Consider the following 16,403-nt stretch of genomic DNA (forward strand, 5'->3'; position numbering starts at 1 on the left):
ATCTTGGGGTCAGTAAACTCAGTCCAAAGGCGGAACAGGCAACCCGCGTTTGGCGTAGAAGGCATCGACAAAGGCGGCCAATGTACCCTGTTGAATAGCCTCGCGCAAACCAGCCATAAGCACTTGATAATGGCGCAAGTTATGGATGGTATTGAGCATGCTTCCCAGCATTTCGCCGCACTTGTCCAGGTGATGCAGATAAGCGCGGGAGAAGTTCTGGCAGGTATAGCAATCGCAGGTCGGATCGAGCGGCGAATCATCATGGCGATGGAACGCGTTACGGATCTTCAGCACGCCGGTATCAATGAACAGATGCCCATTGCGGGCATTACGGGTTGGCATCACGCAATCGAACATGTCCACACCGCGGCGCACACCCTCAACCAAGTCTTCCGGTTTGCCAACGCCCATAAGGTAACGAGGTTTGTCAGCCGGCATCATGCCAGGCAGGTAATCCAGCACCTTGATCATTTCATGCTTGGGCTCGCCCACCGACAGACCGCCGATGGCCAGGCCGTCGAAGCCGATCTTGTCGAGGCCTTCCAGGGAGCGCATGCGCAAGTCCTGGTGCATGCCGCCCTGAACGATACCGAACAGCGCCGCCGTGTTGTCGCCATGGGCTTCTTTCGAACGCTTGGCCCAACGCAGGGACAATTCCATGGAAATACGGGCGACGTCTTCGTCGGCCGGGTACGGCGTGCATTCGTCGAAAATCATCACGATGTCGGAGCCCAGGTCACGCTGGACCTGCATCGACTCTTCCGGGCCCATGAACACCTTGGCGCCGTCGACCGGGGAAGCGAAGGTCACGCCCTCCTCCTTGATCTTGCGCATGGCGCCCAGGCTGAACACCTGGAAACCGCCGGAGTCGGTCAGAATCGGGCCTTTCCACTGCATGAAATCGTGCAGGTCGCCGTGCTTCTTGATCACTTCCGTGCCCGGGCGCAGCCACAGGTGGAAAGTGTTGCCCAGAATGATTTCAGCGCCAGTCGCCTCGATATCCCGTGGCAGCATGCCCTTGACCGTGCCGTAGGTGCCCACCGGCATGAAAGCCGGGGTCTCGACGGTACCGCGCGGGAAGGTCAAACGACCGCGACGAGCCTTGCCATCAGTGGCCAGCAGCTCGAAAGACATACGACAGGTGCGACTCATACAGTTTCCTCTGGGCCCGATTCTTTAGGGGCAGTCGGCGCAGGATTACGCGTGATGAACATCGCATCACCGTAGCTGAAAAAGCGGTAACCGTTGTCGACCGCGGCCTTATAGGCGGCCATGGTCTCGGGATAACCGGCGAACGCCGAAACCAGCATCAACAGCGTGGATTCGGGCAAATGGAAGTTGGTGACCAGGGCATCGACCACATGAAACGGCCGGCCCGGGTAGATGAAAATGTCGGTGTCGCCACTGAACGGCTTGAGCACGCCATCGCGGGCGGCGCTTTCCAGGGAACGCACGCTGGTGGTCCCCACGGCCACCACGCGACCGCCGCGAGCACGACAGGCGGCAACGGCATCCACCACGTCCTGGCCGACTTCCAGCCATTCACTGTGCATGTGGTGGTCTTCGAGCTTCTCGACCCGCACCGGCTGGAACGTACCGGCGCCGACGTGCAGGGTCACGAACGCAGTCTCGACGCCCTTGGCGGCAATCGCCTCCATCAGCACCTGATCGAAATGCAGCCCCGCCGTCGGCGCCGCCACCGCGCCCAAACGCTCGGCGTAGACGGTCTGGTAACGCTCGCGGTCCGCGCCCTCGTCCGGGCGGTCTATATAAGGAGGCAACGGCATGTGCCCGACGCGGTCGAGCAACGGCAACACCTCCTCGGCGAACCCCAGCTCGAACAACGCATCGTGCCGCGCCAGCATCTCGGCCTCGCCACCGCCATCGATCAGGATCTTCGACCCCGGCTTGGGCGACTTGCTGGAGCGCACATGGGCCAGCACGCGATGACTGTCGAGCACCCGCTCCACCAGGATTTCCAGCTTGCCGCCGGAAGCCTTCTGGCCAAACAGCCGCGCCGGAATCACCCGGGTATTGTTGAACACCATCAAATCGCCGGGGCGCAAATGCTCCAGCAAATCAGTGAATTGACGGTGTGCCAGGGCGCCGCTGACCCCATCCAGGGTCAACAGGCGACTACCGCGACGCTCGGCCAAAGGATGGCGGGCAATCAGCGAATCAGGGAGCTCGAAAGTAAAGTCAGCAACGCGCATGATGGGGTTCGTCTAGCAGGGCCGGGAAGTCTAGCGGAAATATCAAAAATTCTCCATGTACCTGATTGACCAGCGGTATTCACCTCTCTATACTTCGCCGCCATTGAGCCCTGATGGCGGAATTGGTAGACGCGGCGGATTCAAAATCCGTTTTCGAAAGGAGTGGGAGTTCGAGTCTCCCTCGGGGCACCAAAATTAAGAAAGGTCTTGCTTTGCAAGGCCTTTTTTTTCGCCCGCAGAAAAGCACCTGACACCCCACCGCCCTGTGTAGGAGCTGGCTTGCCAGCGATTTCTTTGAACTTCACACCCCTCGGTCAGTAAGACACTCATCAAGGATTCCCCCCATGGAATTGCACCTGGAAACCGTCGCCCTCTTCTCCCTCAAGCTGGCTTATGAGACGGAAGATCAGAGCCCGATTTTGCGGGATGATTTGGTCATGGGGGATTACCAGCGGGATGTGTTTGAGTTGCTGGTGCGTCGGGGGGATGTTGAGGGGATTCAGGTGAAGGTTGGTGAGTGCGTGGGGTTGGCACTGGAAGCCATTGGCGGTGTGGATAAGCCGTTGGGGCGGGAGTTGCGGAGGCTGGCGGGTGAATTTGCCAGGATTCAGATGATGGAGCAGCTTGGTGCTCCGCTCATCGCGCTCAAGGATTATCTGAAAGATATTCAATAAAAGAAGGCAGGCGACAAAAAAACGGTAGCGCTCGATAGCCGGACTTACGCTGGTCGTCGCGTCTAATCCGATAATAAATCTTTCCCCCGCCCTCCTTCGATGATCAAGCTGGCCTCTCGTCTAGGTCGACAGATCATTGGTGGTTTGGTGAAACCATCCGTACTTTTTTCATTTTTGCCCCCTGAATTAGTCAAGCCGCTAAGCCGTTCGTCTGTGTTTGAGCACAACGGCCTTCGATACCAAGCTCCAGTGCAAGTATTCGGGCAAGCCGTGATGGCACATTATCATCATCAGCGCTGTTCAAAGCGGAAAGCCCGAACTAGCATGATGCTTTGTAACTAAATCCGCCCCGCAGGGACAGCACAATGATCAAGAATATTGTTCTGCGCAACGTTTCAAGCTACGCGCCCAATGTCGATTCGACCATCGGCCCGTTGACCCGAGTTAACATCTTCTACGGGCAGAATGGGACTGGCAAAACCACCATTAGCAACTTTTTGCAGGACCCGAATGGGCTGGCCCACAAATCGTGCCGTGCAGATCCTGCTGAGGCCGAACGGGAGGTGCTGGTCTACAACCACGCATTCATGGAGCAAAACTTCCACGCCAGCGTGCAGCCGGGTGTTTTTACATTGAATGAAGGCAATATTGAGGCAGAAGCCGCATTGAAGGCAGCGGAAGACGCCATCAAGGTCCTTAGCGACAAGGAGCAAACGGAAACGGCTGACGGGAAGGAACTGAAAGCAGCTCAGGAAGCGCTCTCGGTGACACTCAAAGACAAAGTTTGGCTGCTGAAAAAGCCGTTTGACAGCGGTTCACTTAACTATTGCTTTGGCGGAATCAATACCAAGGAGCGGTTGCTGGATAAGGTCGTGCCGCTGAAGTTCAAGGCTACGCTCGACACCTTTGAGTCATTGGCAGCAGAAGCCTCTGAGCTGCAGTCCGCCAGTGATACGGAGCTTGATGGCATCGCTTCTTTCTCGTTCAATGCTGACGACATAGAAACGAAGCCTATTTTCCAAGAAGCCATTGCCGGCTCCGGCGACTCTTATCTGTCGGCTCTGATTCAGGAATTGGGTAACTCGGACTGGATCAAGCAATCCTTCAAGTTTGTCGACAAAAACGACGAGCACTGTCCTTTCTGCCAGCAAGCACTGCCGAATGATTTCTATGTGCAGCTTGAAAAGGTATTCGATAAGACGTACGAGCTTCGCATTGCGGAACTGGCCGCGCTGGAAACCCGCTATAAAAGCGGTGTTGATCAGCTGCTTCTTCAGCTTGATAAACCTCAATACCAGGCCAAGTCGTTTCTCGCGCATGTGGTCACTTTGAAGTCTGCACTGCAACAGAATATTCAGCGTATCGAAGCCAAGATGGCTAGCCCCTCGGCTCCAGTTAGCCTGACCGCGACCTCCACATTGATCGCTAATCTGAACGCTGCCGTCCAGGTTGAGCAGGATAAGATCGATGCCATAAACCTGAAGATCAAGGACAAGAAAACTCACCTTGAGCAAATCAAGGAGCGTTTCTGGAACTGCTTCCGTGGCAGCTGCGACGCCATGGTCATTAAAACTACCAAAGAGCATCGTGAGTACGATGACAAACTGACCGTAAAAAGGGATGCAGTAAGGCTGATACGAGACCAGATCAAAGCGCAGGAGGAAACGATCGTAGAGAGCCGCGCCAAGATCACAAACATCGACCAAGCGGTTTTGAGCATCAACGGGTGGCTCGGGGTTCTGGGTCTTCAAGGATTTGAGCTGGTGAGAGAGGAGGGTGAGGTTCCTCAGTATCGGCTGCATCGACCTGATAAAAAGGACGACGTGTTCAAGACGCTGAGTGAAGGCGAGAAAACGCTGATTTCGTTTTTGTATTTCCTGGAGGTTTGCAATGGCGACCTGGATGACAAAACCAGCAAGCTGAAAAGCAATCGGATTATCGTGATCGATGACCCGATCTCCAGCTTGTCCCACAACTACATCTACGACATTGCCTCGCTGATCAGACGACAGGTTTTGAGCCCCAAAACGAAGTTCAAACAAGTCTTCATCCTTACGCACAACCTGTTTTTCTTCCACGAAATGATCAAGCTGATGCAGGAAGACAAAGAGGAGAAGACCCTTGCGTTGTTCAGGATCACCAAGGCGCAGTTCAGCTCGGTAGCCACGATGCAGGAAAAGGAAGTCCAGAACGATTACCAGTCGTTTTGGCAGACCATCAAGGATGCACTAGCCGGGCGCACGTCCACCAACGTGATTCCAAACATGATGAGAAACATTCTGGAGTATTACTTCACGTTCGTGCACCGACAGGACTCGCTCAGAAGGGCACTGACGGACCTGGCCGACGAAAGTCCAGAGTTCCGAGCTCTGTTCAGGTACATCAATCGTGAATCACACTCTGATGCCATCAATTTGACCGATTTTGGCGAGATCGACCCCGCGCAATACATCGCGCGATTCAGGGACGTGTTTGTGAAAACCAATTTCGAATCGCATTTCGACAAAATGATGAGTTGACTGGTAACCAACGACGCCCGGAGGCGCTTGCTCTCCGGGCGTTTTTTCGTGTACGGATTTCGTGGTTTAAGGCAGTTTTTCAACCCTTTCTCGGGTCGCAACCTGATGTGAAGGATTACCCTAGTCAAGCTCGAAAGCCCTTGGTAGCATTGCCGCCGCAGCTACCACCGAAGCACTCTCCCTCTCGCCCGCGCTCATTGGCTCGCTTTGCTCATGAAGTGCAAAGGCTGTCAGCGGCCCGCTGAGATCAGATGGAGAAAATGCCATGAAAGATGGAAAAGTTGTTCTGGTTCGCCAGTATGACCGTTTCCGGCTTGGGCAGTGGGAGACCGTGTGCCAGCACACGCGCTCCCTTCCGCGCCGGTAAATGATGTGCCGATGTGGTAGCTGCACTTTCACCTATCTTCGTTTCAAATGCCGCCACCTAGTTTGGGCGAAGCACCCATCTGAATTGATTCAAAAGCTTATCGACACTATCTCGTTCCGTCGCAAATACGCCTAGAAACAAAGGCTTGATTCTCTGTCGCCTTGATAGTTTTCGGCGTTCGACATCTCGCTAACTGCGTGCAAACAAAATGGGAACAGACCACATCTATTAGCAAACAAAGGGGACAGATTTATTTCTCTTAGTCGGAAAATAAATCTGCCCCGTTTTTGGTCGGTCCCGTTTTTGGTCTTTTTTTATAACTCAGCTCGCTTTTTCTAACTTGATCGACGACCGACAATTTTACATATCAGAAGGCGTAAACCTTATTCAGGATGGGGACGAACAGACAAATGAGTCCGCCCCCTTCTACTTCCATTTTCTTGCTTACTTAGCAAAGGACTTGTCACGCCCAAAATGGGCCGCTACGTCCATTTCACTGCGGCATATCCACTCATGAGAGATTAGATACCAGGAGGACTATCTTTCTCATATTTTCTAGACACAACATTAAGATGCTCTGTATTTTCAAGAACCCTTGACCACTGCTGTGAGATTTTTCGCTGGAATTCAATATCATCCGCGTGACCTTGAGGTATGTAAAATTTATCTATATCAGTCTGACTAAACTTGGTATAACTCAACTCTTGAGACATCGCTCCAATAAGTTCAATCCAAGTGTGATCTCGCTCTTGGCTAGGTGGCTGAGAAAGCAAAGCATAATATTTATGCCAGAGGCTTTTAACGTTTGGACTATCCGCATATACAACATCTATAGTATTTAATGCTTGGGCGACTTGTTGGGATATTAGAAGCCCCTTTCTTTCTGCAACTAGAGTGAGGAATAATTTACGCCTTGCTTCGATTTTGTCTTTTCTAGATTGAAACCATAATGTAAAGACCACCCCAAAAAGGGGACCGGCAAAAATAGCTGCTGCTGTCACCCATAATTGCCACTGCGCCAAGTTGAGTTGGGCTTGAGCTAATGCTTCTGGTGTCATGAAAGCCTCCTGATCAAATTCACAATGGTTACGAAATTTGCAAGGACTACCAAGCAAAGCTCATAAAAACTCACGACACTATTGATTGGACGTGCATGTCTGGCATTTTTTTGGCTCCATTGATGAATATTAAGATTAGCTCGACCAAGAAAAATTGGCAAAAAAATGTAGCAACCATGTTCACCAATCTAATTTTTTACACTTGCGAGAGATGAACATTTATCGCTTATAAATTTTTAAGAACATCAAAAAATGGGGACGGATATATTTTCGGGGACGACCCAATATTAAATCTGTCCCCTTCCCCCGCTTCCCCGTCCCCCTATACTTCAAGCCGGCAACACAAACCTCGCTTCAAGCCGATGCAACAATTCAAACGTATTCAAAAAAGGAACACTAAGCTCCTGACAAATATTGGGAATGATGAATTTCCGTTTAGCTTCACGATTCAGCACTTCATGAGTAACAACCGTAGCCCCCGTAGTCATCGCTTTCGCAATTAACCAGGGATCAGCACCCGCTAAAAACTCATCCATAGCGCCGACTCTCATCTTGGGCGCTTGGTCAGCCACAAGCTCCGCAACCTGCGCAAATGCCAGTTGAGTCTCCTGATCAGTGATGGCGTGGAAAAAACCAGAGTTGTCCTTCACCCAAACCGCCAACTGGTCATTGCCTTTTGTCAGTTCATCCATGACAGGTGCAATGCTGGCTAGATCCAATGCTTCATTTTTCAGCAGCAACCACTGCCAAAAGCCAGGACATATAGCCATCCCGTAGTAGCGGTTCTTGGCTTCGATCAGTGCGTTAGCGTCGAGTAGATGATTCATTCCGTGATCTTGCTGGCGAGGGTCCTTAATTTGGCAGGTTGCACGCCGAGCAAGTTTCCTGCGTCGCGCAGCAGCATCCGGCCACTCATTGCTTCAGTCAGCACTGCCTTACTTAGGCGGGGGCTGTTTTTCGCGGTGGCGTTACGGTAGTAGTCACCGGCTCCGCCTTTTTCATCCTGGAAAGCCTTGAGGATCGCTCGGTAATAAGCGCTGTATTGGGCTTGGCTTATAAAACCAAGATCCAAGGCTCGGCGGCCGATGGCTAATTTGCTAATGTGAAAGCGAGTGGCCAGCGGAGCTAAGTTGCTTTCCCAGTTAACATCGGCGTTCCATAGGGTGCGGAACTGGACTTCGGGAGCAAGAAACTCACCTGCAACAGCATTGCAGAATCGTTCTTCGTCTCGACCGTTTGTGGTGTTTCCGTCGGATACGCCACTGCTGCCGATCCAGATGTGGGCCAGCTCGTGAAGCAAGGTAAAAAGCCTGGCAGTAGGTGCGTCCGAGCTATTGATGAATACGACGGGGGCGAAGGCGTTACTGATCGCGAATCCCCGAAACTCGCTCACTTCAAGTTTGCGATGGGTGTTCCCTAGGGCAATACCACTGCGCATCACCAAAATGCCGGCCTTCTCCGCAGCATCAATCAATGCACGGCTGTATTTATCGTAATCCAGTCGAGAAGCTTCGGGATTCACGCCGAGGGTTCGGCGGATATCTTGCACCACCTCGCTGACGTGAGATCGGCTATTGAAGCGACCTACAAATGCCAGCGGCTGATTTTCCTGCTGTTGCAGATACTCCAGATACCAGTCCTGCTTACGTATGGCATCCCTCACGGCGTCCAGCAGTTCCAGGGTGGGACGTTGCGGAGCGATTCCACCGAAAGTCCTGAGATCAGGTAAAGGCAGTTGCTCGACGGGCGGCTGCTGAAGAAACAGGAACCCAAACGGGATGTGAGCGACACTCGCCCACTTTTGAGCCTGAAGGAATGTTGGTTTGGTCTCGCCGGCCTCCCACTCCTGTACCCGATCAGGTTTCACCGGCAACTTTTTTGCAACCTGCTCAGTGGAGAGACCCGCGCGCTCACGAGACCATGTGAGCAGGCTTGGATTGACGAAGGCGGCTTGGCTCATAGGGACGCAGGCAAATCAGATGGGGCCGGCAAACGTTCGAAGGCATGCTTGGCGGATGCATTCGATTGACGCTGGTTCCAGCTATCTGGCATTGCCTTTCTCCTTGGCTGTTTGAGGTCTGGTGGCAGCGACTATAGATTAGTCGATAAGCAGGCTGCCAATGGTAGGAGCGCGCGATTATGAGGTAAATCCACAACGACCCGAAGCGCAAATATGTAACCCGCGGACAGATGGCATTGCCCTTTTTCCAGAACGCCGCCGCACCGTCATCAGGTCGATATCCCAAAGATTGACCACATAATCACCCAGCGGTCTCGAAGGTTGCAGCAAAACGATCTGCACGATACCCTCCCCACCGTCGCTGCAAATTCAGCGACCGGGCTTGGTAACCCGAGGTAAATCACTGCGCAACAGTGCTATGCGTCCGCAGGCGCTTTTTTTTTCGCCTGCGATCTGCGTTATGGCGGCTGTGCGTGGGACGTCTTCGGACGTGCCGGTTTCCTTGATTTCCCGGTTTACCAACCTGCGCACAGCTGTCACCCATTCGCTTGGTAACGAATTGTGGCAGCTCTTCAAATTAAGGAGCTTTACAATGCGCAGTATGGATCCGTACAAAATTTGGCTTTCCCCCCTACGCAATTCCCAATCGCGTAACGCCCTCCCCCATTGCCTCTCCCTCCTCGGAGGTGGCCAATGACCGAACAACCCGAACTCAAAACCATCGGCTTAACCCCCGCCATCTACTGCTCCGATCAACCACTGTTCCACGTCACTCGCGGCATTCCGCTCGGTGATGCGTTATCGATGGCTTCTGATTTTCTGTTCCTGGCCAGTCGCTCACCGAAGATGCTGCCTGCGCCACAGACACCGACCGTCACGCCTTGGCTGCGCATTATTTGACGTCGATGAGTAAGGCGTTGGTGGATGATGTGGTGAAGGTGCTGATGCGGGATCGGGCTGTTGCGTCGATGTCCAAGCGAGCGACGGAATCTGAAGGGTAGCTTTTGGGTTTTAGGCGTCAGGCATAACGCTTGTAGGGACGGGGTTGGTCGCGCTGGGCGCGGGCATTCAGCGGGAGTGGTGGTTGCCTTTGGTTTTTCGCGAGCAAGCTCGCTCCTACAGGGGGTGGTTGGAATGGTTTTGGAGGAGTTGGCTTGGGCAACTTCCATGTTCCATAAACAGGAAGGCCCGAACGTTATGCTGGACTATGCCAGCACCGGGGACCGGGCGCGATTGGGATGGATGCTGGTGTAGCCTGATGACCATGTAAACGTCGGTGTCACAGAAAACGCGATAAAGGCCAGGGTTTATGCGGGATTTGGCACTTTGTTACTGGGAATAGCTGCCTTTTACAGTGGTCTGGGCAGAGTAGTGTGAATGTTGTCTGGGCATGTATTCAGCGGAACACGTGGATACCTTGGGTTTTTCGCGAGCGAGCTCGCTCCTACAGGGGGGCTGCGGAGTGGATCAGCGCATCTGCCCCCTGGAATTACCCACCGATCTGATGCTGTTTCTCACTGGCAACGCTTGCTATACATCCCCCATCGGTAGGCCAGTGCGTGAACGGTCCCTGCCTCGCTCATCTAGACTTAATGGATAGTCGTAGACAGAACCAAACACGTCGCTCTGGTGCGGATAAATCAAAGGCGGCGTGGCAATCTGGCTTTTATGCCCTTACCGATGTGCGGCGAAGACCGCGCCGGGCACAACAAGATGCCCGCCCAGGGTGCCCTGGCCAACGGCCTGAAAATGCCACGATTCCGTGACGTGGTATGAGTGCCGCCGCCGACACTTTCGGACAACCGACGACCCTCTGGTTTGTCCGTGACCGTGAGGAATGCTGTATGCCTGATGAGAGTTTGCACCTGCCTGTGGTCAACAGTCTGCTGGAGCGCCACAAGGGCTCTGCGGGTGCGCTGTTGCCCATTCTTCATGATATTCAGGAACGCATCGGTTACGTCCCCGATGTCGCCGTCCCCGAGATTGCTCATGCCCTCAATCTGAGTCAGGCGGAGGTTCGTGGGGTGATCAGTTTTTACCATGACTTCCGTACCGCGCCGCCGGCCAAACATATCCTGCGGCTGTGTCGGGCTGAGTCGTGCAAGAGTCGCGGTGCCGAGCAGTTGGCCGCGCAGTTGCGCGATCGTCTGCAACTGGACGACCACGGCAGTAGCGCCGACGGCAGCATCAGTTTGCGGCCGGTGTATTGCCTTGGTGCCTGCGCCTGTTCGCCTGCCTTGGAGCTGGATGGACGGGTACATGCGCGCTTGAGCGCTGAGCGTCTGGATGCCTTGCTCGATGCTTGCCGGGAGGACGCGTGATGCCGACTCTCTATCTGCCCTGTGATTCGCTAGCCCGTGCCGTCGGTGCCGATGAGGTATCCGTGGCCCTGATCTCTCAGGCCAAGGAACGCAATCTGACGCTGGAGCTACAGCGCACCAGTTCGCGCGGCCTGTATTGGCTGGAACCGCTGCTGGAAGTGGACAGCCCGCAAGGCCGTATCGGCTTCGGCCCGCTGACCGCTGCCGATGTGCCGTCCGTGCTCGATGCGTTGCAAGGCGAGCCGTCCAGCCACCCACTGGCCTTGGGCCTGGTGGAAGAATTGTCTTATCTGAAGACTCAACAACGCCTGTTGTTCGCCCGTGCTGGTATTACCCGGCCGCTGTCACTGGAGGATTACCGCGCTCATGGCGGTTTCGAGGGCTTGACCCAGGCCATCGCCCTTGGCGGCGAGCAGACCGCGACGGCGGTGTTCGATTCGGGCCTGCGTGGCCGTGGCGGCGCGGCCTTCCCCGCCGGGATCAAGTGGCGCACCGTGCGCGCTACCGAAGCTGTGCAGAAGTACATCGTGTGCAACGCCGACGAAGGCGATTCCGGCACTTTCGCCGACCGCATGTTGATGGAAGGCGACCCCTTCCTACTGATCGAAGGCATGGCCATTGCCGGTCTCTGCGTCGGGGCCACTTACGGCTACATCTATGTTCGCTCGGAATATCCCGATGCTGTGGCCACGCTGCGTGCGGCGTTGAACATCGCCCGAGATGCCGGTTACCTCGGCGCCAATGTCGGCGGCAGCGGCCAGGCCTTCGATATGGAAGTGCGAGTCGGTGCCGGTGCTTACATCTGTGGTGAAGAAACCGCGTTGCTGGACTCCCTCGAAGGCAAGCGCGGGATCGTTCGCGCCAAGCCGCCAATTCCTGCCTTGAAGGGTCTGTTCGGCCTGCCGACGCTGGTGCACAACGTGCTGACTTTGGCCTCGGTGCCGCTGATTCTGGCCAAGGGTGCGCAGTTCTATCGCGATTACGGCATGGGCCGTTCTCTGGGCACCATGCCCTTCCAGTTGGCGGGCAATATTCGTCATGGCGGTCTGGTGGAACGGGCCTTTGGCCTGACCCTGCGGGAGCTGGTGGAAGACTACGGCGGCGGGACCGCCAGTGGCCGGCCGCTGAAGGCCGCACAGGTTGGCGGCCCCCTCGGCGCCTGGGTGCCACCTTCGCAATTCGATACACCGCTGGATTACGAAGCCTTTACGGCCATCGGCGCCATGCTTGGTCACGGTGGTGTGGTGGTGGCTGACGACAGCCTGGACATGGCCCACATGGCGCGTTTCGCGATGCAGTTTTGCGCCGAGGAATCCTGTGGCAAATGCACGCCGTGCCGCATCGGTTCGACCCGTGGCGTGGAGGTGATCGATCGCCTGCTCGCCGCGCCAGACGCGAGCGGTCGCGATGAGCAGGTGATCATCCTCAAGGACCTTTGCGACACCCTGCAATACGGTTCGCTGTGTGCATTGGGTGGCATGGTTTCCTTCCCGGTCGCCAGCGCCCTCAAGCACTTCCCCGCCGACTTCGGCTTGCAGCCTTCGGAGGCCGAGCAATGATCACTCTCTTCGACCCGAAAACCGATATCGATCTGGGTACACCCGCCCGCGACAGCCAGGTGCAAGTCACCCTGAACATCGATGGCCGCAGCATCAGCGTGCCCGAAGGCACCTCGGTGATGCGCGCCGCCGCGCTGCTGGGCACCACCATTCCCAAACTCTGTGCCACCGACAGCCTGGAAGCCTTCGGCTCCTGCCGCATGTGCCTGGTGGAGATCGACGGCATGCGCGGCTACCCTGCGTCCTGCACCACGCCGGTCACTGAAGGCATGACCGTGCATACCCAGACGCCAAAGCTCGCGACCCTGCGCCGCAATGTCATGGAGTTGTACATCTCCGATCACCCGCTGGACTGCCTGACCTGCTCGGCCAATGGCAACTGCGAACTGCAAACCGTCGCCGGCCAGGTCGGCCTGCGGGAAGTGCGCTACGGCTATGAAGGCGAGAACCATCTGGAGGACGTGAAAGACACCTCCAACCCCTACTTCGATTACGACCCGAGCAAGTGCATCGTCTGTAACCGCTGCGTGCGCGCCTGTGAAGAAACCCAGGGCACCTTTGCCCTGACCATTACCGGGCGTGGTTTTGAATCACGCGTGGCCGCTGCTGGCGGTGATAACTTCCTCGATTCGGAATGCGTGTCCTGCGGTGCCTGTGTGCAGGCCTGCCCTACCGCGACGCTGATGGAAAAAAGCGTGGTCGAGCTGGGCCAGCCGGAACGCAGCGTGATCACCACCTGTGCCTATTGCGGGGTGGGCTGCTCGTTCCGCGCCGAGATGAAAGGCGACCAACTGGTGCGCATGGTTCCGGACAAGAACGGCCAGGCCAACCACGGCCACTCTTGCGTCAAAGGGCGCTTTGCCTGGGGCTACGCCACCCACCCGGATCGCATCACCAAGCCGATGATCCGCAAGCACATCAGCGACCCTTGGCAGGAAGTCAGCTGGGATGAAGCGGTGACTTACGCCGCCAGCGAATTCCGCCGTCTGCAGCAAAAATATGGCCGCGATTCCATTGGTGGCATCACCTCCAGCCGTTGCACCAACGAAGAAACCTATCTGGTGCAGAAACTGGTGCGCGCCGCCTTCGGTAACAACAACGTCGACACCTGTGCGCGGGTCTGCCACTCGCCGACCGGTTATGGCCTGAAGCAAACCCTGGGCGAGTCCGCCGGTACCCAGAGTTTCGACTCGGTGATGCAGGCCGACGTGATCCTGGTGATGGGCGCCAATCCCAGCGACGCCCACCCGGTGTTCGCCTCGCAACTCAAGCGCCGCCTGCGTGAAGGCGCGCGGCTGATCGTCATCGATCCACGGCGCATTGATCTGGTGGATACGGTGCATGCCCGCGCCGAATATCACTTGGCGCTGCGCCCTGGTACCAACGTCGCCATGCTCAATGCCTTGGCCCACGTGATCATCACTGAAGGCCTGCAAAACCAGGCCTTTATCGACGCCCGTTGCGAGGGTAGCGATTTCGCGATCTGGAGTGAGTTTGTCAGCCGCGCGGAAAACTCGCCGGAAGCCCTTGGCCCGATCTGCGGTGTACCCGCTGCCGACATTCGTGCCGCTGCGCGCCTGTATGCCACCGGTGGCAATGCGGCGATCTACTACGGCCTGGGCGTTACCGAGCACAGCCAGGGCAGTACATCCGTGATGGGCATCGCCAACCTGGCCATGGCCACCGGCAACATCGGTCGCGAAGGCGTTGGCGTGAACCCGCTGCGGGGGCAGAACAACGTTCAGGGCTCCTGCGACATGGGCTCCTTCCCCCACGAACTACCTGGCTACCGGCACATCTCCAACGAGGTGGTGCGGGCGCAGTTCGAACAGGCCTGGAACGTGACCCTGCAACCCGACCCGGGCCTGCGCATCCCCAACATGTTCGAGTCGGCCCTGGCCGGCAGTTTCAAGGGCCTGTATTGCCAGGGCGAAGACATCGCCCAGAGCGATCCGAATACCCAGCACGTCACCGCCGCTTTGTCGGCCATGGAGTGCGTGGTGGTGCAGGACATTTTCCTCAACGAAACCGCCAAGTTCGCCCATGTGTTCCTGCCGGGCAGTTCGTTCCTGGAAAAAGACGGCACCTTCACCAACGCCGAGCGACGTATCTCGCGGGTACGCAAAGTCATGGACCCGCTGGGCGGCAAGGCCGACTGGGAAGGCACGGTGGCCCTGGCCAATGCGTTGGGCTACCCGATGAACTACACGCACCCGTCGCAAATCATGGATGAAATCGCCAGCCTGACGCCGACTTTCACCAACGTCAGCTACGCCGCACTGGATAGCCACGGCAGCCTGCAATGGCCGTGCAACGCCGAGGCACCGGACGGCACGCCGACCATGCACATCGAGGAGTTCGTGCGCGGCAAGGGGCGCTTCATGCTCACCGGCTACGTGCCCACCGAGGAAAAGGTCAACAGTCGCTATCCGCTGCTGCTGACCACCGGGCGCATCCTCAGCCAGTACAACGTCGGTGCCCAAACCCGGCGTACCGACAACGTCGCCTGGCATGACGAAGACCGCCTGGAAATCCACCCGACCGACGCCGAGAGCCGTGGCATCAATGAAGGTGACTGGGTCGGTATCGGCAGCCGCGCCGGGCAAACCGTGCTGCGTGCGCGGATCACCGAACGGGTCGCCCCGGGCGTGGTGTATACCACGTTCCACTTCCCGGAGTCGGGCGCCAACGTGATCACCACCGACAACTCGGACTGGGCCACCAACTGTCCGGAGTACAAGGTCACCGCTGTGGAGGTCAGCCGCGTTTATCACCCTTCGGAGTGGCAAAAACGCTTCCAGGAATTCAGCGATGAACAGCATCGTCTGCTCAAGGACCGGGGCCGTGGCGCCAAAGCGGAGGTACGCCGATGAGCACGGAAAACCTGATCAAGATGGCCAACCAGATCGCCCAGTACTTTGCCAGCCAGCCGGACCAGCAACAGGCGGTGCTCAGCGTGCGCAATCATATGCAGATGTACTGGGCGCCCAGCATGCGCAAGGAGTTGCTGGCCTGGCAGACGGAACATCAAGGGGCAGACTTGCACCCGCTGGTACAGGCTGCGGTGAGCGGGGCGGGTTGGGACGCCTAAAACTGTAGGAGCGAGCTTGCTCGCGATGGACTCAAAAACACCGCGCTAATCCTGGATTTGCGCGTTATCGTTGACGACCATCGCGAGCAAGCTCGCTCCTACACATCTTTGCGTGACGCCGTCACCGTCACTTCAATGGCCCGGACACTGATCGCCGCGAATGTCGCGGTCATCAGTACGCCGTTGAAACCCAGCAGGATCGCCAGTACTCGCGACACACCCAGTTTGGGCACCAGCTCTCCATAGCCGATGGTCAGGCCGGTCACGAAGGCGAAGTAGATACCGTCTAACGGGCCCCAGCCTTCCAGGTGGGCGATGATGAGGCCGAACGCAATGATCACCAAAAGCAGTATCGAGAAGATCGGCCAGACCACTTTTAAATAGAACCAGACGGCTTTGTAGAACTCGTGGCGGACGTTTGATGCACGGGCGAGGTTCATGGCATGGGCTTCCTGGGGTTTGACTGACCTGCAGTTGAATGCACGGCGCTAATACCCCGTTCAGCTTGGCACAAGCGCTGAAAACTGCGACTAACGGGGCGTTATCTCTGACGAGAACTATGACAAAGATGACGCCCCGCAAACTATCCAGAAACCGCCCACTGTTGAATTCGTTGTAGGAGCGAGCTCGCTCGCGATGGT

The 16,403-nt window shown here is 56.5% G+C and carries 12 protein-coding genes, 1 tRNA gene and 1 pseudogene; 8 read left to right on the forward strand and 6 right to left on the reverse strand.

Translation table 11 applies throughout. From position 1 onward, the window contains the following. Window positions 1-18: 18 nt before the first annotated feature. Entirely contained in the window at window positions 19-1,134 is a 1,116-nt protein-coding gene (gene tgt / locus AC3WTM_RS00590) for a tRNA guanosine(34) transglycosylase Tgt (RefSeq protein WP_162130301.1), read from the reverse strand. A gap of 14 nt (window positions 1,135-1,148) precedes the next feature. Then, on the reverse strand, window positions 1,149-2,213 hold the full coding sequence (gene queA / locus AC3WTM_RS00595) for a tRNA preQ1(34) S-adenosylmethionine ribosyltransferase-isomerase QueA (protein ID WP_102670199.1): 1,065 nt from the start codon (window positions 2,211-2,213) through the stop codon (window positions 1,149-1,151). A 107-nt stretch (window positions 2,214-2,320) separates the two neighbouring features. On the opposite strand from queA, the gene AC3WTM_RS00600 reads away from it, so the two are divergent. From AC3WTM_RS00600 to AC3WTM_RS00610, 3 genes are all read left to right on the forward strand, one after another. Then, window positions 2,321-2,405 (forward strand) — tRNA-Leu (locus AC3WTM_RS00600). A gap of 152 nt (window positions 2,406-2,557) precedes the next feature. Further along, complete coding sequence (locus AC3WTM_RS00605) at window positions 2,558-2,887, forward strand: hypothetical protein (protein ID WP_102670200.1); 330 nt, start codon at window positions 2,558-2,560, stop codon at window positions 2,885-2,887. Between the two features lie 365 nt (window positions 2,888-3,252). Further along, window positions 3,253-5,406, forward strand: coding sequence for an AAA family ATPase (locus AC3WTM_RS00610; RefSeq protein WP_102670201.1), 2,154 nt, complete (start codon window positions 3,253-3,255; stop codon window positions 5,404-5,406). 888 nt (window positions 5,407-6,294) lie between these two features. On the opposite strand, the gene AC3WTM_RS00615 is transcribed toward AC3WTM_RS00610, so the two are convergent. From AC3WTM_RS00615 to AC3WTM_RS00625, 3 genes are all read right to left on the reverse strand, one after another. Continuing rightward, entirely contained in the window at window positions 6,295-6,831 is a 537-nt protein-coding gene (locus tag AC3WTM_RS00615; RefSeq protein WP_102670202.1) for a DUF6680 family protein, read from the reverse strand. A gap of 329 nt (window positions 6,832-7,160) precedes the next feature. Beyond that, window positions 7,161-7,658, reverse strand: a complete 498-nt coding sequence (locus tag AC3WTM_RS00620) for a DUF4411 family protein (protein ID WP_102669176.1) — start codon at window positions 7,656-7,658, stop codon at window positions 7,161-7,163. After that, window positions 7,655-8,791: an XRE family transcriptional regulator gene (locus AC3WTM_RS00625; RefSeq protein ID WP_102669175.1), complete on the reverse strand. Its 1,137-nt coding sequence runs from the start codon at window positions 8,789-8,791 to the stop codon at window positions 7,655-7,657. The genes AC3WTM_RS00620 and AC3WTM_RS00625 overlap by 4 nt, the downstream gene beginning before the upstream one ends. Before the next feature lie 693 nt (window positions 8,792-9,484). Here AC3WTM_RS00625 and AC3WTM_RS00630 point away from each other — a divergent pair. From AC3WTM_RS00630 to AC3WTM_RS00650, 5 genes and pseudogenes are all read left to right on the forward strand, one after another. Next, window positions 9,485-9,792 (forward strand): annotated as a pseudogene (locus AC3WTM_RS00630) (DUF3077 domain-containing protein). A gap of 843 nt (window positions 9,793-10,635) precedes the next feature. Continuing rightward, complete coding sequence (locus tag AC3WTM_RS00635; RefSeq protein WP_102669174.1) at window positions 10,636-11,112, forward strand: formate dehydrogenase subunit gamma; 477 nt, start codon at window positions 10,636-10,638, stop codon at window positions 11,110-11,112. Next, the gene (locus AC3WTM_RS00640) at window positions 11,112-12,671 is read left to right on the forward strand and encodes a formate dehydrogenase beta subunit (protein ID WP_102669173.1); all 1,560 of its coding nucleotides are present in this window, start codon (window positions 11,112-11,114) and stop codon (window positions 12,669-12,671) included. Before AC3WTM_RS00635 ends, AC3WTM_RS00640 begins: the two co-directional genes overlap by 1 nt. Continuing rightward, window positions 12,668-15,544, forward strand: a complete 2,877-nt coding sequence (fdhF, locus tag AC3WTM_RS00645; RefSeq protein ID WP_102669172.1) for a formate dehydrogenase subunit alpha — start codon at window positions 12,668-12,670, stop codon at window positions 15,542-15,544. Before AC3WTM_RS00640 ends, fdhF begins: the two co-directional genes overlap by 4 nt. Next, a complete protein-coding gene (locus AC3WTM_RS00650) occupies window positions 15,541-15,762 on the forward strand; it encodes a formate dehydrogenase subunit delta (protein ID WP_102669171.1) in 222 nt (73 codons plus the stop codon). Before fdhF ends, AC3WTM_RS00650 begins: the two co-directional genes overlap by 4 nt. A 98-nt stretch (window positions 15,763-15,860) precedes the next feature. Here the strand turns inward: AC3WTM_RS00650 and AC3WTM_RS00655 are convergent, their stop codons facing one another. Then, a complete protein-coding gene (locus AC3WTM_RS00655) occupies window positions 15,861-16,202 on the reverse strand; it encodes a potassium channel family protein (protein WP_102669170.1) in 342 nt (113 codons plus the stop codon). Window positions 16,203-16,403 lie beyond the last annotated feature (201 nt).

Source organism: Pseudomonas sp. EU05-FHT14B02 (genome assembly GCF_058791055.1).